Source organism: Lacihabitans soyangensis, assembly GCF_024343775.1.
GTDB lineage: Bacteria > Bacteroidota > Bacteroidia > Cytophagales > Spirosomataceae > Leadbetterella > Leadbetterella soyangensis.
Genome location: NZ_RJUF01000005.1, coordinates 34,247 through 55,250, shown reverse-complemented (window position 1 = coordinate 55,250; position 21,004 = coordinate 34,247). Strand labels below are relative to the sequence as shown.

Below are 21,004 nucleotides of genomic sequence, written 5' to 3'. Positions count from 1 at the left end.
TTTATTTCTTTTTAAACATTTTCAACATTCTGTCTGTAACCGCGTAACCACCAACCACATTTATAGTGGCTAAAATGATGGCTAACATACCTAGCCACTTGCTAACGTGCGTATAGCCGAGTTCGTTGGATGCTAAAATAGCCCCAACGATGGTTATGCCAGAAATGGCGTTTGAACCAGACATAAGAGGGGTATGTAGGGTGGGCGGAACTTTGGCGATTAGTTCAAAACCCAAATAACTACCCAAAACCAAAACGTATAATAAAAGTATTAAAGCTTCTAAATTCATTTTCTTATTTGTTTAAAATTGACTTTGTAAATTCATGAACCAACTCACCATTGTGCGTAATAAGCGAGCCTTTGGTGATTTCCTCTTCCATATCCCACTTGAAGCCATCTTTGTCTGCCAAGTGCATCAATAAGGTTATGATATTTGTACCATAAAGTTGACTGGCGTTGATAGGTAAAAGGGCTGGTAAATTAGAATCTCCAATGATTGTTACGCCATGTTTTACTACTGTTTTGTCTTTTTCTGAAATCGAACAGTTTCCACCTGATTCCGTGGCCATGTCTACTATCACTGAGCCTTTTTTCATCGATTTTACCATATCTTCAGAGACCAAGACAGGTGCTTTCTTTCCAATAACCAAAGCTGTAGTTATCACCAAATCGGCATCTTTTATTTTTGATTCTACCAATTCTTTCTGTTTTTGAAGAAACTCTGCCGAAACTTCTTTGGCATAGCCACCTTCTATCTTTACACCTTCTACACCTTCGACCATCAAAAATCTACCACCTAGTGATTCTACTTGTTCTTTGGTTTCTGGTCTCACGTCGGTTACCTCTACTACGGCTCCTAATCTTTTGGCAGTGGCAATGGCTTGTAAACCAGCTACTCCAGCTCCAAAAATCAGTACTTTTGTTGGGGTTATTGTACCCGCTGCTGTCATCATTAGAGGGAATATTTTTCCCAATGCATTGGCTCCAAGAATGACAGTTTTATAACCAGCCAAGTTGGCTTGAGAACTTAATGCATCCATTTTCTGGGCTCTGGATATACGAGGAACGGCATCCATCGAAAATGCAGCGATTTTTTTGGCCTTAAGAGCATCTACTACGGCAGGGATAGTGTACGCATACAAGAAGGAAATTGTTACAATGCCTTCTTTCAATTGTCCTACTTCCTCCTCTGTAAAAGAGTTTACTTTAAGAACAACATCAGACTGTGAAATCTCTGTTTTTGAGCCAATACTAGCACCTGCAGCTACATAATCTTGGTCGGAGAAGGAAGATTGAAGACCGGCCTCTGTTTCAATAGCTACCTCAAAGCCTTTTTTTAAAAGTTGCTTTACCGTATCAGGTGTGAGAGCAACTCGGGTTTCTAGTAGTTTTGTTTCTTTAAGAACTCCTATTTTCATGTTTTTTTGAAAAAAGTGATTAACTATGGTTGCAAAAGTAAAAACAATATTTAATTTCAATATTATTTTTACACCAAAAAATGCATTTTGGTTGAAATAGTATTATAAACTTTATTTTTATTAAATATCAGAACTAATATTTAAATTTCTACACCTTTTAGTCTAATTTTTTCAAAAAATAATTCAAAAAAATCAAGTTGTTATGCGATTGATTCAGTTTTCTTATTCTCTATTTAATTATGTCAAAGTAGTGGCTTGGAAGATCTAAATCTGATAGACGAGAGCCAGTTTTGATATTAGAAATTATATTATGTATTGGACCAATTTTATGGTTTGTTGCGACTTTTGCACCAGATGTGGTAGTTATCCAATTTTCCCAAGTTCCTTTGATGCCACCGTTTGGAAGGATTTTTACCCACATTTTAAAATAAACCGGGGTGTGGTTTTCATCTAAAACCCATAGGTAAGAATCGCCGGGAGTAACACCACCGGTTGAGTAAGTCACCAACAAAGCTTCTTTTTCGTCAGCTAGTTTAACGATTTTTCTACTAACTCCTTCGTCAAAAACCTTATAAGGAGCTATAAACCAAAAAGAATCATTACAAAACATAGTGTAGGCTTTTCCCCTCAAAACATCCAGTTTATTGTCTTTTACTTCTTTATTATTTACAAAAGCTTTGCCTTTGTTCCATTCCTGTAAATTCAGATAGACGAGGTTTTCACCCCATCTTACAGATACTTTTTCGTTTTTCTTGTCCCAAACGTACTTGTGGCCACCCGCAAAAGTCCAAGCTGCAATGTTTGTACTATCCCAAGCTGGTTTGTATAAGGCCGCCAGCATTTTCTTCGCCAGTTGGTCTGCTTTTTCTGGTTGGTCTCCAACAGGAAGTTTTTCGTTTTGTGTCAAATATATTATGCCGAATGTGCTTGCCAAAATGGCAAACATAACTACCAATATTATTCCAATTTTTTTGAGCATAATTTTGAGTTTTAATCAGTTATTTGGTTGATTTTTCTTTCTTGGCCTAAATATAAACCAATAAGTACCAATATCAAGCCCACCATGGTGTGCCAAGTGAATGGTTCCTTGAGGATGAAGGATGAAAATGTAAAACCAAAAATCGGACACAAGAAAAGGAAAAAAGCGGCTTTTATAGCATCTATTTTGATGAGCTTTAACCAAAGGTTTACGGCCAAAAGTGATACTGGAATAGTTAGCCATAAGATAGAAAGTATACTTTCTGTTGAAAATTGTATTGTTTCTTTTTTGAAATAAAAGGTTAGAGGTAGCATGAAAATACCTCCAAATAAAACCTGCCAACCATTTATTGCATATCTACTTAAATTCCATTTTTTTTCTGAGAAATATACTGCGGCCAAACTGTAGCTCAGCATGCCTATAAAGAGATAGGTTAGTCCTCGGAACGTAGCGAAGCTATTTTGCAATAAAGGCCAGACTGCTATAAATACGCCACCAATGCCAAATAATAAACCAAATATTTGCCGAGGTTCTATTTTCTTGCCTAAAATTAATCCACCAATAATGGCCATTAAAACGGGCCCTAAAGAAACCGATAAGCTACCGATACCAGCAGCTACTTCGTTGATAGCCAGTACGAATAGTGTTAGATATAGCGTTACATTAAGAAAACCAAAGATGCCGAGTGCTATGACCTCTTGGCGATTAGGCCATTGCCATTTTTCAAAAACGGCATGATAAGCCAACAGAAGAATCCCCGCCAAAAAGAACCTAAACTGAAACAAAACTAATGGCTCCATACTTTTTACTCCTATTTTGGCTGCCACCGATGCGGAAGACCAAAATATAGCAAAGACAATTCCTAAAAGAATAAATTGGAGACTCGTACTTGTTTTTTTCATTTCTGAATCAGTTTTTTTGCATTTTCCGTAGTTTGTGACTTTACCTTATCTTCAGAAATTTCATAAATGTCGCCAATCTTAGTGACGACCAAATCCAAATAACTGACTTCGTTTCTTTTGCCTCTATGTGGTACTGGAGCTAGGTATGGCGAATCCGTCTCCAAAACTATCATTTTTAGGGGTATATCTGCCAAGAATTTATCCAAGCCGCCATTTTTGAAAGTAACAACTCCACCAATACCCAAAAGGAAGTTGATTGAAGTTACTCTTTTTGCATCTGCTGCATCTCCCGAAAAACAATGAAAAATTCCCCGGAGTTCTTTCCATCCAAAATCTTCAATCAAGTCGCAACACCTTTGAATGGCGTTCAGCGAATTGTCTTTTGAGTTTCTGGAATGAATACAAATCGGCAATTTGTATTTTTTCGCAAGCGAAAGTTGGTGTAAAAAGACCTTTTCTTGTTGTGGAACAAATGCCAAATCCCAATAAAAATCCAAGCCGATTTCTCCAATCATTATGAAAGGTCTTTCACTCAGCCATTTCTCAATTATTTCTAATTCTTTTTCATAATCCTCACCCACATAGCAAGGATGAAGTCCGATCATCGATAAACATTTTCCCGGATACTGGGCTTCAAGAGATAGCATGCCTTCAATGGTTTCGTGATTACAATTGGGCATCCATATTTGTTCCACGCCTGCCTCAAATGCTCTATGTAACATTTCGTCACGGTCGTTTTCGAATTGTTCATCGTAGATATGGGCGTGCGTTTCTATTATTTTCGACATTTAAATTCTTTTTTGCAAAATTACAAGTTAGATGAGACAATTAGAAAGATAGCAAGGCTAATTCTAAAAAGTGGCGGATTAAGTTTTAAAGATTCTGATTTTGGTCATATTTTGAGATATTTTACAATAAGATGAACCATTCTAAGAACAAAATAAGCTACTTTTGCGTTACTATTTGTAATAAGTCTAATTAGATTGAAGAGCGTAGCTGATTTAAAAGAGGGAGAAAAGGGGGTAATTTCCGCATTTTTAGATAATAAACTTGCACTGAAATTGCTCGAAATGGGTTGTTTGCCAGGAACGGAAGTGAAACTGGATCACAAAGCACCTTTGGGTTGTCCTTACTGTATTTCTGTTTCGGAAGACTATCAACTTTCACTTAGAAAATCTGAAGCCCTTACCATTCTTATCGACTGAGCCCATGATTGTTGCATTAATAGGAAATCCCAATTGCGGTAAATCTTCACTTTTCAATCATCTCACGGGTCTTAGACAAAAAATCGGGAATTTTCCGGGTGTAACTGTTGATAAAAAAGTCGGTTTTTGTAAAATAAGCGATGGCTCTGATATTCAGGTTATAGATTTACCTGGAACCTACAGCTTATACCCTAATTCGCTAGACGAGCAGGTGGTTCTTGAAGTTCTTACCAATCAAAACCATTCAGACTATCCGGATTTAGCAGTTATTGTTGTTGATTCTTCCAATCTTAAACGTAATCTTTTACTTTTTGAAGAAGTAAACGATCTTGGTATTCCTACTGTTTTGGCTTTGAATATGCTGGATGTGGCCAACGAAATCGGAGTCTCAATAAACACTCCAAAGTTAGAAAAACTGCTCGGAATACCCGTTGTGGAGGTTAATGCAAGAGAAGGAATCGGCCTAGAAGGCTTGAAACTGACTATTTTTAGAGCTTTGGAGAAAAAGCAAGTTCATCAGAACCTCGAGTTGGTCTCAGAGGAAATGAAACCAGCGGTAAAACAGATTAAAGAAAAGTTTTCCTTAAAGACAGATTATGCGGCTCTTCATTATTTAACACAAACTGATAAGCTTTCGTTTTTAGGACAAAATGATCAAAGATTTTTGGAGGACATTGCTACGGATTTGAAATTGGATGCCGATGGATTTCAGGCAAAAGAGGTAATGGATCGCTACAGAGATATTGGCCAAACCTTGAGTCAGGTTGTTGAAATAGAGTCTGAAAAGCACAATTCACTTACACTTACCCAGAAAATTGACAATGTCCTCATTCATAGATTTTGGGGTTACGTAATATTTCTTGGAATACTATTCTTGATTTTTCAGTCGGTATTTACGCTGGCTAACTATCCGATGGATTTGATTGATGGAGGAATAGCTTCATTGAACGATTTCTTGAAATCTATCCTTCCTGAATCCAAAATTACTGATTTATTGACAGATGGTTTGATAGCTGGAATTGGCGGAGTGGTTATTTTTATACCTCAAATTGCCTTTTTATTTGCATTTATATCCATTCTGGAGGAATCGGGTTATATGGCTCGCGTGGTGGTTTTGATGGACAAACTCATACGTAGATTTGGCATGAGCGGCAAAAGTGTGGTGCCTTTGATTTCGAGTATGGCTTGTGCCGTGCCCGCTATCATGTCTGCTAGAACTATTGGGAATTGGAAGGATAGATTGATTACCATTATGGTGACGCCGTTGATGAGTTGTTCGGCCCGTTTACCAATTTATACTATACTTATTGCTCTGGTAGTGCCTGATGATAAGTTATTTGGCTTGTTTGGATTCCAAGGCTTGGCCTTGATGGGACTGTACCTTTTAGGTTTCTTTTCTGCTTTGATTGGAGGTTGGTTTTTGAAAAAAATACTCAAAACCAACGAACGGACTTTCTTTGTCATGGAACTTCCAACATACAAAAAACCAAGATGGAAACAGGTAGGTTTTACGATTTTAGAAAAAGTAAAAACCTTTGTTTTTGAGGCGGGTAAGGTTATAGTGGCCATTTCGATTATATTATGGGTTTTAGCTTCTTATGGGCCAGGGGAAGGTTTTTCAAAAGCGGAGGAAAGAGTTGCAGCACAAAATATTGGCCTAAGTTCAGATGAATTAGAGCCTAAGATTGCCGCTGAAAAACTTCAAAATTCTTATGCGGGTTTGTTTGGTAAATTTATTGAACCTGCTATCAAACCCTTAGGTTATGATTGGAAAATAGGCATTGCTCTAATTACTTCGTTTGCGGCAAGAGAGGTTTTTGTGGGGACTATTTCCACCATTTATAGCATTGGTGCTGACGATGCCGACGATTCGACCATAAAATCTCGACTGAAAAACGAAATAAATCCAGAAACAGGAGAGCCAGTATTTTCTGTGGCAACTTCATATTCTTTACTTATATTTTACGTATTTGCCATGATGTGCATGAGTACCATTGCGGTAGTTTATAGAGAGACCAAGTCATGGAAATGGCCAATTATCCAGTTGGTTTATATGAGTGCCTTGGCTTATGTTTCTGCGTTTGCTGTTTATTGGTTTTTGAAATAGAACCAAATTATAGATTAAAATCAATTCCGGCTTGCTTTAAAATAGCCAGAAATGTGCCTTTTTAATATATTTATTTCCATGTACAGGAACTATAGCTGTTTTGTTATTAAGTGGATTGAAGTAAACATGATGAGAACCTTTCGAACGTTTGAATATATACCCATTTTGCTCTAAAAGCTTTATTAGAAATTTTGGAGACTGGTTCACGCCACAGCAAGGTTTAAAGAATATTCGAATGTGTTGGTGTCGTCAGGTATATTTTCACCCCTTTCTTTAAGTTCTTCAATGTAAAGTTCAATAGCTTCTTTAGCCATAGCTATGGCGTCATCCAAGTCGTCTCCTTGTGTTATACAACCCGGTAATGAAGGAACGGTCACCATAAAACCGCCCTCTGTTTCTTTATGGAGATGTATTTTGAAATTGTAATTCATTAAGAATATTTTTAATCAAGTTATAAAAAAACAGATTTGAAAAAAGAAAATTTCAATTCTTAATTTGATATTGTTTAAGGTGGCTTCTTCAATAAGTGCATTTCCTTATGGAGAGGGATTTGAAATCTGAGCTTAATTAAACCAACTTGGGTTCCATACGTATTTTGTTTACCATTTCACTACCCTAAAAACAATCTCTTTATAATTGTCTCTTTCATAGAGAATACCAATTTTCCTTTTACTTATTTTTACGATATCAGAATAAGCCGTAAAGTCGCCACTACCGTCATTTCCATCTATTAAAATTGATTTTGACCAATTTTTTCCCTCGTCTTTACTAATTCTAAGCGTAAGGTTATTGCGGTTTTTTATATCCGATGCATTGGTGAAAGCAAGTTTTTTGCCACCAATATTTAAAATACTACCTTCACAAACTGGGTCAATAAGTTTTTCATCAAAATATTCAGAGGTCCACGTTTCACCATTATCCTTACTGATGGCAACAATTCTTTGCTTTACATCGCCTTTTTGATTTCGAGCATTAAGCATTAATTTATCATTGGACAATTGTGCCGCAGTGGCTTCATTACTTCCCTTTAGTTCCAGACTTTGACTCAACTTGAAAGTTCTTCCGTGGTCATCAGAATAAAATGCATGCGAATGATAATCCTCAAAATGTGCTAAAGGTTCGCCTTCACTGTGATTGGCAGGCACAAATAATCTCCCTTTTTTTGAGCCTTTCGTCAATTGTAAAGCATGTCCAGGCGTATTTGTGTACGATCGCCACTCTGAGGGTTTATGTGTTTGTGAAGTAATATCTACTGGAGAAGACCAAGTGTCTCCGTTGTCAATGGAGGTGACGTAAAGGACTTCTCTTTTTCCATTGCCTTTTCGAACCTCGTTTTCATGGTTGTTTCCTATGTTATAAAAAAGGAACAATCGACCTTCTGGAAATTCGGGGTCCAAGAAATCAAAAACTGGGGCTGGGTTACCGGCTTGGAGTTTGTCATTGTCTATTACGATTTTTAATTTGCTCCAAGTTTTCCCATTATCGCAACTTTTTCGCATTACTAAATCTATATTTCCAAAATCTCCAGCATTGTTTACTCTGCCTTCGGCAAATGCTATCAAACAACCGTTTTTTGCAACAACCATTGCTGGTATTCTGAACGACTGATATCCTTGTGTGCCAGAAGTAAAAATAGGTGTTTGGGCGAAAGAAAAAGAGAAAATTAAATTGAAAAATACGGTAATTCGTCTCATAATGAAGATTGATCAAAATAGTAAAATTAAGTATGACTCCAATACTTTTTCATCCCCTCGGATGAAATTCCTTCAAAGTTTGTTGCAAAAAGGCTCTGTCCAAATGCGTGTAGATTTCGGTGGTAATAATGGATTCATGCCCGAGCATCTCCTGAACAGCCCTAAGGTCTGCACCTCCCTCGACCAAGTGCGTAGCGAAACTGTGCCTAAGCGTATGCGGAGAGATACTTTTATGAATTCCCGCTTTCTCGGCCAGATCTTTTATGATTATAAAAACCATCACCCGACTAAGAGCTTTTCCACGGCGATTCAAGAAAAGATAATCTTCGTGACCTTGCTGAATGTCTAGTTGTATTCTTACTTGGTGCAGGTAGATTTTGGAATACTTAATGGCTTCATTTCCAATGGGTACCAACCGCATTTTGTTGCCTTTTCCAACCACTCTAATAAAACCTTCTTGAAACAAACAATCAGATATTTTTAGGTTAATTAGCTCCGAAACGCGTAAGCCACAGCTGTACATTACCTCTATAATTGCTTTGTTTCGAGGACCTTCGTGAGTACTCAGGTCAATGCTGGCCATCATTGCTTCTATTTCATGCAAATGAAGCGTTTCTGGTAATTTTCTGGTAATTCTTGGAGAAGAAATAAGTTCAGTGGGGTCAGCGATTATTAATTTTTCGATAAATAGAAACTCAAAAAAAGCTTTGATTCCACTCAAAATCCGGGCTTGGCTCGTGGCTGAAAGTCCCAAATCGTTTAAAAAAACCAAGAAATTATGAATGTCTTCATCTTTTAGAGATGAAACATGTTTGGTTTCTCCACAAAACTGAAAGAGTTTTTCGGCATCTCTGACATAGGATTCAACAGAATTACCTGACAAACCGCGTTCGAGTTTCAGGTAATTCTTGAAGTTTTTGATATCGTCGAGCCATGTCATGCTTAATTCAACCAATTGAAAATCATTTCTTGCTCAATATCAGGATGTAAACTCAACGAAACCGGACAAGTTAATGCCACTCTTTCATATCTTTTTTTATCAGAATCCGAAAGTGGAGGCTCACAAGTAAAGTCAAACTCGGCTATAATTTTGGCTATTTTTCTCGGGGCTTCCGAAGTCATTATTTTGGTAATTTGTACTTCAGAATTTTTAAACTCGTGACCAGCATTTTGTGCTGCGATGCCAATTACTGTGATGGCACAAGCACCCAGTGAAGTTGCAGCCAAGTCGGTAGGAGAGAAGGCTTCACCTTTGCCGTTATTGTCCGTCGGAGCGTCGGTTACTACTGTTTTTCCTGATTTCAGGTGAGTCATTTCGGTGTTTAAGCCACCGTTGTAAATAATTTTTGAGGTTTTCATATTTTTTGTTTTTCTTATAAAGTGGCAAAGCCGCCAAGTTTATTATTTAGCTCTGCTAAACTTTATTTTTTCATTAAATTTTCTATTTCTACTATTTCCAAAGGAATTCCTTCCATCAAATCTTCATTTCCATTTTCGGTAATCAAAACATCATTTTCTAACCTGATTCCGAGATTTTCCTCTTGGATATATATTCCTGGCTCCAAAGTTAGCAACATTCCGGCTTCCAGAGGTCTTTTTCTATCTCCAACATCGTGAACATCTAAGCCCAAATGATGTGAAACACCATGTGGAAAATATTTGAGAATAGTTTTTGGCTCATTTTTTAGTTTAGATGCAGAGCAAAGTCCAAGTTTTATGAGTTCTTTTCCAATCAAGTTCTGGGTTTCTTTTTTTAAATCGTCAATAGTGTTTCCCACCACCATTTGTTTTTTAATGGCTTGCATAACATCCAAAACAGATTGGTAAACTTCGGCTTGTCTCTCAGAAAATTTACCATTTATGGGCAAGGTTCTGGTCATATCAGCTTTATAATTGCCATATTCCGCTCCGAAATCCATCAGGATCAAGTCTCCATTTTTGCAAATCTCATTGTTGGTGATATAATGCAACACACAAGCATTTTTACCAGATGCCATTATGGCTTGAAAAGCATGATTTCTTGACCTTCGCTTAAAAAACTCGTGACTGATTTCTGCTTCTAGTTCAAATTCAAAAATACCACTTTTTAGAAATTTCGCACCTCTTTCAAATCCCGCATTGGTAATTTCGATTGCTTTTATAATTTGAATTATTTCTAAAGGATGCTTAATAACTCTCAGATTGTCAATTATTTCTGATGAATTAATAAAATTTTTATTCTGAAATTTTCTTTTCAAAAGTGTAGTCAGATATTTTTCTCTTGACCTGAAGGCTGTTCCTTTTCCTTGACTTAAATCTATGTGCGTGTAAATATTTAGGCAATTATTTAAATTGTGTTCTACTTTTTTCCAAAACTCTGAACTCCATTCTACGTTTTCAATTCCTGAAATCTCGCTGGCTTCTTCTTTGGAAAGCATTTCGCCTTCCCAAACTCGTATTTTTTCGTTGGTTTCTCTTACAAAAAGTATTTCTTGGTGAGGAGTTTTGCGTTTGTCGATAATCAAATAACCATCCTCTTGGTCAATTCCTGTCAAATAAAAGAATGTACTGTTTTGAATAAATCCAAAAGTGCCGTCAGCGTTGGTGGGTAATGGATCATTGGTCGAAAATACAGCTACAGAATTGGGTAAGATTTTATCTGCAAACTTCTTCCGGTTTTCTATGTAAAAGCTATTTGCGATTTTTTCGTACCTCATTTTATTTCAGATTATATTTGCAATAATATAAAAAATAGGCCCAATTGAATAGTTTGAAAGGTATAATTTTGTTTTTTTTAGTTTTGGCATTTGCTGTTTCTCATGCCCAGGAAAAGTATTGGGTGTTTTTTAAAGAAAGAGATTTGTCTCAACATCAACCAGTTTCAAACAAAACGTATAAAAATATGGAAAGTCTCGGCTTAGCAATATTTCAAGAATCTGATTTCGGACCTTTTCATAAAGAGGTCAAGGTGCTTTCTGATGCAGGTTTTAGGGTACAAAATACCAGTCGTTGGTTTAATGCCATTTCGGTTTATTTGTCTGATGATGAAATAATTAAGATAGGTCATTATCCATTTGTAAAAGAAATTCGAAGAATTACTACTTATCAAAATTTAGCTTTAAATAAAACTCCTACTTTTGACGGAATTTATCTTTCTTATCCTTTGCATCAAATCAATGCGGGGGCTTTTATAAAAAAAGGATGGATGGGGCAAGGAGTGGACATCGGTGTGATAGATGGTGGTTTTTTTGACGCACCAAATGATCCGAATCTTCATCATTTGTTTGATTACAACAAAGTTAAAAACGTCAAGGATTTTTTTAGTCCACCAAAAGTAGATTTTTATGGAGATAAAAAATCTGACGGAGAAATTCATGGCAGTTTGGTAACGACAGCCATTGCAGGTTTCAATTCTGAGAAAAAGCAACTTTTTGGTTTAGGTCTAAAATCTAATTTCTACTTCGCACGCACAGAATCCTCACAAAGGGAGTCTAGAATTGAAGAGGATAATTGGATTGCGGCCATAGAGTGGCTGGATAGTTTGGGTGTTAGGTTGGCGAATTCTTCTTTAGGCTATGCCACTGGTTTTACAAATCCTTCGGAAAGTTATAAGCCTGAGCAAATGGACGGCAAAACGAGTCTGATAGCCCAAGGAGCTAAAATGGCGGTCAACGAAAAGGGGATGATTTTGGTGGTTTCGGCTGGCAACGAGGGTGAGAATAAAACTTGGGGTGGTGTGGTGTCTACACCTGGCGATGTGGAGGAAGTAATAAGTGTCGGTGCCAATGATAATAATGGGATGCGAATGGCCTATAGTAGTAAAGGCGTTGATTTTGTGAATTTTATAAAGCCTGATTTGACGGTTTACTCCGAATATGGAACTTCACTAGCCGCACCAATCGTGACCGGAATAGTGGCCTTAATGCTCGAAAAGAAACCAAACCTTAAGCCAGCAGAGGTTAAAGAAATTTTGAGGCTTTCAGGAAGTTTGGCCACATCACCAAATAATTTTGTGGGATATGGATTACCAGATTGTGAAAAGATTGTTTATCAATTGGAAAACAAGAGCATGCTTTCTAAGAAAATAGAAACCAAAAAAGTTAGAAAAAGTGTGGTCATTAAAACGACTGAGAAAGAGGGGATTGTGATTTTTCACAAAAAGGATAAACAAAATGTTATTTCTCAGGAAATTCGTCAGGCTTTAAAAGGAAGGTTGGAGATTGAAAGGGTTGGAAATGTCAATCAAACGACAGTGGTTTTTAAAGATAAGTTAATTGAAATTATTTGGAGAAATTAATTGACCCTTAGAACTATCACTCCAGCATGCTTTTTAATTCTCATCAAATATTGCTGAAGCGTTTCCTCCGAGATAATTACCTTTTTCTTTTCTATGGAAGCATGCATTAAGTACAATTTGCCGTTTTTCCTTATCGCAAATCCTTCGTGATTTACGTCTAGACCAGCCACTGTGCTTGTAAATGCTACAATGTCTCCATTTTTTATGGCTGGTTCGTAGGTATTAAAATCTTCTTTTTTGATGTGATATAGGGCTTTTTTTGCTAGGTTTTTTTCCATTAACACTATGTCGAACAGTACTTTATCGTCTGTTGCAAAGGATGGGTAAAGATTTCTATGCTGGCTCATGAAATTTATGGTTTTGTCCATTTTCATGCCTAAAATCGGACTTAGATCTTTCAGGATGTTATTCTTTTCTGCAGTTTTTGCCCAATCCGTAAAGTAATGTATCCGTGAACCGTAACCATCAATTTTGCTATTTCGGTATCTTAAGTTTTGCAAAATCTTCATGTAGTTTTCAAAAGTGGGTTTTTCAGAATGCTTAGCCAAGCTGATGGCCAATACATTTTCGACAAAAGTGTAACAATCAAATGCATCGAGTTTGCAGATCAGTTTTTCTTCTGGGCCTTCGAGCGTGCCGCCTTCATAAGGTAAACCAAGAAAAGTTTGCCCAATCTGTAGAATTGTTTCATCGATGCTCGTCTTTTGAGGTAGTTTTAGTTTTTCTTCCACCAGTTTTTGATTAAACTGAGCAAATGAGCTAAGTCCTGAGAAAAAGAAGATTAAGATCAGTAAAAACGGTTTCATTTTAAATAATTGGTGCTGTTCTGGAGAGACTTTCTTCTAACGAAATAAAGGTCTCGGTTCGTTGAATTCCTTGTACTTTTTGTATTTTATCGTGCAAAACATTCCTCAAATGAGCGGTGTCACGGCACATTAATTTCACAAAGATACTGTAATTTCCGGTGGTGTAATTGATACTCACTATCTCTGGAATTATTTTTAGTTGTGCGGCTACGTCGTCATACTGCTCACTTTTTTCGAGGTAAATTCCAAGAAAAGCCGCTATGTCCCAGCCTAGTTTTTTGGTGTCTACACTGATGCTACTACCCGTAATTATCCCAGTGGTTTCCATTTTTTTTACCCGTGTATGCACCGCCCCGGGCGACAGAAACACTTTTTCACCTATTTCGCCATATGAAACTTTGGCGTCTTCTATTAATATTCTAAGAATCTTTAGGTCTATTTCGTCAATATTTTCTTTTAACATCTAAAAAATGTTTAGTTAAAACGATAGTTATCTTATTGTTTCTAAATAATATTTAGTTATATGTCAAAAATAATAAATGAAATGATAAATTTTGAATAAAATGATAAATAATTTTTATTGAATCAAATATTGGTATTACCTTTGTAATGTTTTCAGAGAGAGGCGAAAACAATTTAGTTCTTAATAATACTGTAGGATGACGAAATTGGCAGCCGTGCCCTCCTGTCTCGGGGGTGATGGTTACAGGATAAACGTAGAGTAAAGCCGAACGGGTTTTTTCAGTTCCGACTGGGGTTGACCACCAAATTTTGCTCTTTGGCTAACTGCATCGTGGGCGGTTCGACTCCCCCTCCTACAGCCATGCAAAGGGCGTGAGAAAGAAAAATGTTTGAATTATTTTTTTCATGCCCTTTTTTTTGCATATTTGTTACAGAAAAATATTTTAACAAAAATATTATTTGGTTTTTAGTTTGTTGATGAAGTGTAATTGCGACACACAGTCTCACCTTGTAGATTGTGTGTTTTGTTTTTAGGGCATTTTAGAATATGTATATTTGACCAAAAATCATCCTATGAAACCCGAGCCCATTTTTACCAACGATGCCGTTGTGGCCGCCATTCTTTTCGCACTTTTGCTTTTTATTTTTCAGCTGGCCAAGTCGCCAAACAAGCTCATACAAGGTTTATTTAAAATTTTTCCACCCATATTATTGTGCTATTTTTTGCCTGGAGTGCTTAATACCTTTGGCATTATTTCAGGAGAAAGTTCAGGAGTTTATCCTTTTGTCTCTAAATATTTATTACCCGCTTGTTTGTTATTGTTTACGCTTAGTTTAGACCTAGGAATGCTCAAAAAGCTTGGCTTGAAAGCCCTTTTGGTTTTTTTGGCGGGAACTTTAGGCGTGATAATCGGTGGACCGTTGGCTGTTAAAATCGTGAGCAGTTTTAAGCCGGAGGTTTTTTACATGGGTACCGAAAACGAGGTTTGGCGAGGATTGGGCACAATTGCAGGAAGTTGGATTGGGGGCGGAGCCAATCAGACTGCTTTGAAGGAAATACTTCAGCCAAGTGCATATGTTTTTTCTCAATGTGTGGCTGTAGATGTGTTGGTGGCCGAAACTTGGCTGGCTTTGCTACTTGTTGGTGTAGTTAATAATGCTAAAATTAACACTTGGTTGGGAGCTGACAATGCGGTTGTAGAAGAAATGAAAGAAAAAATCACTGAATTGAAGAATCAAAAGGAGAGGATTCCAGCCTTTGATGATTATCTTAAACTTGTAGCAGTTGCTTTTATTTTTACGGGCATTTCTTATTATTTGTCTGAAATAATTACTCCTTTCGTGAAAGAAAATTATGCACATTTGGAGAAATTCAGTCTGACTTCAAATTTCTTTTGGGTGGTGTTTTTTATAACTATATTCGGAATAATAGCTTCAAGGACAAAACTGAGAGAGTTAGAATATGTCGGAGCTTCCAAGCTTGGCTCGCTTTTTCTATACATTTTGGTGGCTTCTATTGGCATGCAAATGGATCTTTCGGCCGTAGCTGACAATAAATGGCTTTTTCTGGTCGGCATTATTTGGATTCTTATCCATGTCCTTTTTGTGGTGCTAGCTAGTAAATTATTGAAAGCACCTTTCTTTATGCTTGCGGTTGGTTCACAAGCCAACATTGGTGGTGCGGCCTCGGCCTCGGTTGTTGCTGGAGCTTTTCATCCTTCCTTGGTTCCCATTGGAGTTATTTTTGCGGTCTTAGGCTATGCTATAGGTACTTACGGTGGATATTTAACGGCACTTTTGATGCACTGGGTTTTGTCATAAATTTGGCTTGGTTTTTGCGTTAATTTAGGCTGCCGATCATTATGTTTATTCGGTATCAAATGATTAAGAATTTGCTGAGAATCATACTTCTAATACTTTGCACCTTTTGGTGTACTGGAACTCTTTTTGCTCAAAAAAAACAAAAAGCCAAATATTCGGTGGAGTTGGGCGGGTTCTACTCTATCAATAACACAATTCCTTTTTGGCTGAGAAGTAATCAATTCGGAGCATTTCCCAATACTGATAATACGGTTTTGTTTAGGCAAAATTTAGAATCACGAAAAGACACGAGTAAAGCCAATTTTAAAACTTCCTATTGTTTTGATATGGTGCTGTTTGTGGGTTCACAGGCAAAAATTATAATTCCAGAAGCCTTCTATCGTGTTGATTATAAGAAATTTGCCCTTACGGTTGGGCGTAGAAAGCAAGTGCACGGTTTGGTAGATTCGACCCTCAGCAGTGGTTCCATAACATGGTCGGGAAATGCACTGCCATTACCAGAAATACAGCTCTCAGTGCCTGAATACACCAAAGTCTTGTTTCCCTTTTTGAGTTTTAAGGGCCATTTCTCACATGCGTGGTTTGGCAATCAGACCAGTGTAAGAGGTTATTATTTGCACCAAAAAAGCCTTTATGGCAGAATAGGTAGGCCAAATTCCAAAGTTAAACTTTACGGAGGCATACTTCATCATGCCCAATGGGGAGGGACTCCAAAGTACGGGATTCCAGACTGGGATACCCGCTATGTCAATGGCAAATTCCCAACAGGATGGTATGTATACAGAAATATTTTGTTGCCCTTTACTAACCCCTCCAAGGATTCTTTGGTAAATCCCAATACCAGCCCTTATGATTATGAAAACCGTTACGGTAATCATTTGGGACAAATAGATATGGGTGGAGAACTCATTCTGAAGAAACTAAAAATGCTTTTCTACAAGCAAATTATTTTTGAAACTGGCCAGACCTTTAGTAGTCTTACGAATATTGACGACGGACTGTACGGTATTTCAATATCTTCGCTCAAACCCGAAAGTAAAATCAATAAGGTAGTTTTTGAGTTTCTGCAAACCACCAATCAAGGCCTCTATAGGTCGGGTTTTCTTCGTCTAATTGGTTTTCAGGGTAAACATTACGGGAGAAATCAAAACTTCTATTTTAATCATGGTCAGTACTTTGAGGGCTGGTCTTACAATGGACTTACTATTGGTTCGCCGTTTTTGATTCCCAATCCCGATATTCGTTATGAGAACAAGGATAATGGACTAATACAACTTTACGCCAACAATAACAACATAAAAGCTGGTTATATTGGAATGTCCAATAAGCTGAATACCATTCTCTTAGAGTCAAGAATGTCTTTTAGTAGAAATTATGGTACGGGTAATAATCCCCTAAAGGCCGATCAGTTTTCTATTGCCACCAAGGCCGCCATTCCTGCCCCAAAACTTAAGGGAATTATCAACGTCGGCGTTGGTATTGAGCAAGGCGACCTTATCTATGACAATTACGGTGCATTTGTGTCCTTCAAAAAGATCTGGTAATTGTTGGTTTTTTCGTAAAATATATTAATTTTTTCCACCGAATTTCTGCTTTTTTGTGCTATTTTTGCACCTCAATTTCATTGTTTGGATTAAATAATTTTTTGTGAAAAATATTCGTAATTTTTGTATAATAGCCCATATTGATCACGGAAAAAGCACACTTGCTGACCGATTGTTAGAATTTACAGGCACGGTTACAGCACGAGAAATGCAGGCTCAGTTGTTGGATGACATGGATCTTGAAAGAGAAAGAGGTATCACCATCAAGAGCCACGCTATTCAGATGGACTATATTTTCAAGGGAGAAAAATACACACTTAACCTTATTGACACCCCAGGTCATGTCGACTTTAGTTATGAGGTATCGCGATCAATTGCTGCATGCGAAGGAGCACTTTTGATTGTAGATGCAGCACAAGGTATTGAAGCTCAGACGATTTCCAATCTTTTTTTGGCTCTTGAGCATAACTTGGAGATTATTCCGGTAATCAATAAAATTGATTTGCCAGGTGCCATGATTGAGGAAGTTAAAGATCAAATTGTTGACCTTATTGGAATTGATCCAGACGGTATAGTTTTAGCCAGTGCCAAAGAGGGTATCGGTATAGATGACATCCTTACGGCCATTATTGAAAGAGTTCCAGCTCCAGTGGGTGATCCAAAAGCCGAACTACAGGGTTTGATTTTCGACTCGGTTTTTAACTCTTATAGAGGTATTGAGGTTATTTTTAGAGTAAAAAATGGTACTATCCGCAAGGGAGACAAAGTTAAGTTTGTTGCCACTGGGAAAGAATATATTGCTGATGAAATCGGTAGTTTGAAACTAAAAAAACAACCCAAGGATGTGGTTGAGTGTGGAGATGTTGGATACCTGATTTCTGGTATTAAAGTAGCCAAAGAAGTAAAGGTTGGAGATACCATTACACATGTCGACAGACCTTCTACCGAAGAAATCCAAGGATTTGAAGAGGTGAAGCCAATGGTTTTTGCGGGTATTTATCCTGTAGATACTACTGACTTTGAGGAGCTTAGAGAGTCGATGGAGAAACTTCAACTCAACGACGCTTCACTTATTTGGGAGCCAGAGACCTCTGCTGCACTCGGTTTTGGTTTCAGATGTGGTTTCTTAGGAATGCTACACATGGAAATTGTGCAAGAGCGTCTGGAGAGAGAATTCGACATGACGGTAATCACTACGGTTCCATCGGTAAGATTCACAGTAAAAACCAGAAAAGGTGAGGTTCTTCAGGTGTCTGCCCCTTCAGAAATGCCTGATCCAAACTTGGTAGTTTCTATAGAGGAACCCTACATCAAGGCTCAAATTATTACGGCTTCAGATTATGTCGGACCGATTATGAAGCTTTGTATGGACAAAAGAGGAGAGGTTAAAAACCAAGTTTATCTGACTGCAACTAGGGTTGAATTGACTTTTGATATGCCACTTTCGGAGGTTGTATTTGACTTTTTTGATAGATTAAAAACAATTTCTCGTGGATACGCTTCTTTAGATTATTCACTAATTGGCTACAGAGAATCTGCATTGGTCAAATTGGATGTTCTACTAAACGGTGACCCTGTGGATGCACTTTCGGCTATTGTCCATAGAGACAAGGCCTATGATTGGGGCAAAAAATTGTGTGAAAAATTAAAAGAGCTTTTGCCGCGTCAACAGTTCGAAATCGCCATTCAGGCAGCTATTGGAGCGAAAATCATCGCAAGAGAAACTGTGAAGGCTATGAGGAAAGATGTTACAGCCAAATGTTATGGAGGTGACATCAGTAGAAAGCGTAAATTGTTAGAAAAACAGAAAAAGGGTAAGAAGAGAATGCGTCAAATTGGTTCTGTGGAAGTTCCTCAAGAGGCATTTATGGCTGTTTTGAAAATTAATCAGTAGGCATAAATTCAACCCGACTTGATTGTAATAGTCAATATTATGGCGGTTGATTCTGCGGAATATTGTTCTGTAGTTTTTTAGAGCATTATTTCAGAATAAAATAGGATAGAATATTAAAATATAAAAAAGTTTTTAGGGAACTTTGAGACGAAAATCAATTTTAGCCTAAAGCATTTAATTCTAAGCAAAAAAATAATAAATATGGCAGAAGTTATTAGAATGCCCAAAATGAGTGATACCATGGAAGAAGGCGTAATAGCCGCATGGAATGTCAAAGTGGGTGATGTCGTAAAATCAGGTGATATTTTGGCGGAAGTAGAAACTGACAAAGCCACCATGGACATGGAGTCTTACTACGATGGTACGATATTGTATATTGGAGTTGAAAAAGGTAAGGCGGTGCCGATTGACGCTGTAATAGCGGTTATAGGTGCCCCTGGTGAGGATTACCAAGCCCTTCTTAGCGGAGGTTCGGCCCCTGTTGCTACCCCTGCGGCGGTTGAAGCTGCTCCAGTGGTTGAAGTTGCTACTCCAGCTGCGGTTGCAGTCATTGATACTTCTAATATAAAAGCCACCGTTGTGCAAATGCCACTTTTGAGTGATACCATGACTGAAGGTGTGATTCACAAATGGTTGAAAAAAGTGGGTGATTCTATAAAATCTGGCGATATGTTGGCCGAGATAGAAACCGACAAAGCTACCATGGAAATAGAAGCTTATGAGGATGGTAAATTGTTATATATAGGTGTCAAAGAAGGTGAAGCAGCTCCAGTAAACTCAGTAATTGCTGTCATAGGCGAGGAAGGTGCTGATTTTGAAACTTTGATAAAAGCCCAAAGTACTCCCAAAGCCACTGTGGCCGCACCCGCACCAGAGGCTCCGAAAGTTGCCGCTGCTCCTGCCATCAGTACTCCAGCTCCGGTGGTAGCACCTGTTTCAGCACCAGTTGTTGAAACTCAAAATTCAGACGGAAGAATTCTTGCATCTCCTTTGGCAAAAAGTTTGGCCAAAGAAAAAGGCATCAATATAGGTGACATTAAAGGTTCGGGTGAAGGCGGTAGAATAGTAAAAGCTGACGTGGATGGATATGTTCCTTCTGCTAAACCTCAGGCTGCTGCATCAACTGGTGCTCCGGTACCGACTAGTTCAGGTGTTGAAAGCTTTGAGGAAACAGGTCTTACACAAATGCGTAAGGCAATCGCCAGAAGTTTGGCCGATTCTCAATCTACAGCGGTTGATTTTTCTCTAACCATGGAAATCAACATGGACAAGTCTATCGAAGCACGAGGAATCATGAACGAGTCATCACCAGTGAAGATATCATTCAACGACATGGTATTGAAAGCTTGTGGAGTTGCTTTGAAAAAACATCCAAACGTGAACTCATCATGGAGAGGAGATAGTATTCGTAAAAATAACCATGTACACATCGGTATGGCAGTGGCTATTCCTGAAGGTTTAATCGTACCAGTGATTCGTTTCGCTGATACCTTGCCTTTGTCTGTGTTGGCAGCCACTACCAAAGATCTGGGTGGAAAAGCAAAGAATGGCAAATTGCAACCTGCTGATTGGGAAGGTAATACCTTTACCGTAAGTAACTTAGGCATGTTTGGAATTGAACAATTTACCTCAATTATTAACAATCCGAAAAATGAATCGTGTATTCTTTCTGTAGGAGGAATTAAAGAAACGGTGGCAGTGAAAAACGGACAGTTTTATGCTACCAATGTAATGAAGGTAACTTTGACTTGTGACCACAGAGTGGTAGATGGAGCCACAGGAGCAGCATTTTTAGTGACGCTTAAAGAGCTTTTGGAGCAACCTTACAAACTTTTGGTTTAATACAAAACGAAATAAATTGAATCCCTTCGCATCTATTTCGGAGGGATTTATTTT

At 37.8% G+C, this 21,004-nt stretch carries 20 protein-coding genes; 7 read left to right on the top strand and 13 right to left on the bottom strand.

What is annotated here, in order from left to right; translation table 11 throughout:
* Position 1: 1 nt before the first annotated feature.
* From EGI31_RS03695 to EGI31_RS03675, 5 genes are all read right to left on the bottom strand, one after another.
* Entirely contained in the window at positions 2-289 is a 288-nt protein-coding gene (locus EGI31_RS03695) for an NAD(P) transhydrogenase subunit alpha part 2 (protein WP_255035803.1), read from the bottom strand.
* Between the two features lie 4 nt (positions 290-293).
* Entirely contained in the window at positions 294-1,418 is a 1,125-nt protein-coding gene (locus tag EGI31_RS03690) for a Re/Si-specific NAD(P)(+) transhydrogenase subunit alpha (RefSeq protein WP_255035802.1), read from the bottom strand.
* A gap of 229 nt (positions 1,419-1,647) precedes the next feature.
* Complete coding sequence (locus EGI31_RS03685; protein ID WP_255035801.1) at positions 1,648-2,397, bottom strand: hypothetical protein; 750 nt, start codon at positions 2,395-2,397, stop codon at positions 1,648-1,650.
* 11 nt (positions 2,398-2,408) lie between these two features.
* Positions 2,409-3,299: a DMT family transporter gene (locus EGI31_RS03680; protein ID WP_255035800.1), complete on the bottom strand. Its 891-nt coding sequence runs from the start codon at positions 3,297-3,299 to the stop codon at positions 2,409-2,411.
* Positions 3,296-4,087 carry a TatD family hydrolase gene (locus EGI31_RS03675; RefSeq protein WP_262925360.1) on the bottom strand — a complete coding sequence of 264 codons (792 nt, stop codon included), beginning with the start codon at positions 4,085-4,087 and terminating at the stop codon, positions 3,296-3,298. The genes EGI31_RS03680 and EGI31_RS03675 overlap by 4 nt, the downstream gene beginning before the upstream one ends.
* A gap of 189 nt (positions 4,088-4,276) precedes the next feature.
* On the opposite strand from EGI31_RS03675, the gene EGI31_RS03670 reads away from it, so the two are divergent.
* Together EGI31_RS03670 and feoB are read left to right on the top strand one after the other, a co-directional pair.
* A complete protein-coding gene (locus EGI31_RS03670) occupies positions 4,277-4,504 on the top strand; it encodes a FeoA family protein (protein WP_255035861.1) in 228 nt (75 codons plus the stop codon).
* 4 nt (positions 4,505-4,508) lie between these two features.
* Positions 4,509-6,611 (top strand): ferrous iron transport protein B, encoded by a 2,103-nt coding sequence (feoB, locus tag EGI31_RS03665; RefSeq protein ID WP_255035798.1) that lies wholly within the window; start codon positions 4,509-4,511, stop codon positions 6,609-6,611.
* 36 nt (positions 6,612-6,647) lie between these two features.
* Here feoB and EGI31_RS25280 read toward each other — a convergent pair whose 3' ends face one another.
* The 6 genes from EGI31_RS25280 to EGI31_RS03635 form a co-directional block, all read right to left on the bottom strand.
* Positions 6,648-6,818, bottom strand: a complete 171-nt coding sequence (locus tag EGI31_RS25280; protein ID WP_255035797.1) for a type II toxin-antitoxin system HicA family toxin — start codon at positions 6,816-6,818, stop codon at positions 6,648-6,650.
* Positions 6,815-7,042: a type II toxin-antitoxin system HicB family antitoxin gene (locus EGI31_RS03655; protein WP_255035796.1), complete on the bottom strand. Its 228-nt coding sequence runs from the start codon at positions 7,040-7,042 to the stop codon at positions 6,815-6,817. The genes EGI31_RS25280 and EGI31_RS03655 overlap by 4 nt, the downstream gene beginning before the upstream one ends.
* A 168-nt stretch (positions 7,043-7,210) precedes the next feature.
* Positions 7,211-8,305 (bottom strand): sialidase family protein, encoded by a 1,095-nt coding sequence (locus EGI31_RS03650; RefSeq protein ID WP_255035795.1) that lies wholly within the window; start codon positions 8,303-8,305, stop codon positions 7,211-7,213.
* A 49-nt stretch (positions 8,306-8,354) separates the two neighbouring features.
* Positions 8,355-9,245 (bottom strand): site-specific tyrosine recombinase XerD, encoded by an 891-nt coding sequence (gene xerD / locus EGI31_RS03645; RefSeq protein ID WP_255035794.1) that lies wholly within the window; start codon positions 9,243-9,245, stop codon positions 8,355-8,357.
* 2 nt (positions 9,246-9,247) lie between these two features.
* Positions 9,248-9,664: an OsmC family protein gene (locus EGI31_RS03640; protein ID WP_255035793.1), complete on the bottom strand. Its 417-nt coding sequence runs from the start codon at positions 9,662-9,664 to the stop codon at positions 9,248-9,250.
* Positions 9,665-9,726: 62 nt separating this feature from the next.
* Positions 9,727-11,001, bottom strand: coding sequence for an aminopeptidase P family protein (locus tag EGI31_RS03635; RefSeq protein ID WP_255035792.1), 1,275 nt, complete (start codon positions 10,999-11,001; stop codon positions 9,727-9,729).
* A gap of 44 nt (positions 11,002-11,045) precedes the next feature.
* Between EGI31_RS03635 and EGI31_RS03630 the strand changes: the two genes are divergently transcribed.
* Positions 11,046-12,581: a S8 family serine peptidase gene (locus tag EGI31_RS03630; RefSeq protein WP_255035791.1), complete on the top strand. Its 1,536-nt coding sequence runs from the start codon at positions 11,046-11,048 to the stop codon at positions 12,579-12,581.
* On the opposite strand, the gene EGI31_RS03625 is transcribed toward EGI31_RS03630, so the two are convergent.
* Both EGI31_RS03625 and EGI31_RS03620 read right to left on the bottom strand, forming a co-directional pair.
* Positions 12,578-13,387, bottom strand: coding sequence for an N-acetylmuramoyl-L-alanine amidase-like domain-containing protein (locus EGI31_RS03625; protein WP_255035790.1), 810 nt, complete (start codon positions 13,385-13,387; stop codon positions 12,578-12,580). The genes EGI31_RS03630 and EGI31_RS03625 overlap by 4 nt on opposite strands.
* 1 nt (position 13,388) lies before the next feature.
* Positions 13,389-13,850: an Lrp/AsnC ligand binding domain-containing protein gene (locus EGI31_RS03620; RefSeq protein ID WP_255035789.1), complete on the bottom strand. Its 462-nt coding sequence runs from the start codon at positions 13,848-13,850 to the stop codon at positions 13,389-13,391.
* A gap of 572 nt (positions 13,851-14,422) precedes the next feature.
* Here EGI31_RS03620 and EGI31_RS03615 point away from each other — a divergent pair.
* The 4 genes from EGI31_RS03615 to EGI31_RS03600 all read left to right on the top strand — a co-directional run bounded on the left by EGI31_RS03615 (position 14,423) and on the right by EGI31_RS03600 (position 20,950).
* Positions 14,423-15,670 (top strand): DUF819 family protein, encoded by a 1,248-nt coding sequence (locus EGI31_RS03615; RefSeq protein WP_255035788.1) that lies wholly within the window; start codon positions 14,423-14,425, stop codon positions 15,668-15,670.
* A gap of 71 nt (positions 15,671-15,741) precedes the next feature.
* The gene (locus EGI31_RS03610; protein WP_255035787.1) at positions 15,742-17,214 is read left to right on the top strand and encodes a capsule assembly Wzi family protein; all 1,473 of its coding nucleotides are present in this window, start codon (positions 15,742-15,744) and stop codon (positions 17,212-17,214) included.
* Between the two features lie 103 nt (positions 17,215-17,317).
* Complete coding sequence (lepA, locus tag EGI31_RS03605) at positions 17,318-19,108, top strand: translation elongation factor 4 (protein ID WP_255035786.1); 1,791 nt, start codon at positions 17,318-17,320, stop codon at positions 19,106-19,108.
* Positions 19,109-19,309: 201 nt separating this feature from the next.
* Positions 19,310-20,950, top strand: a complete 1,641-nt coding sequence (locus EGI31_RS03600) for a dihydrolipoyl dehydrogenase family protein (protein ID WP_255035785.1) — start codon at positions 19,310-19,312, stop codon at positions 20,948-20,950.
* The last annotated feature ends 54 nt before the right edge of the window (positions 20,951-21,004 follow it).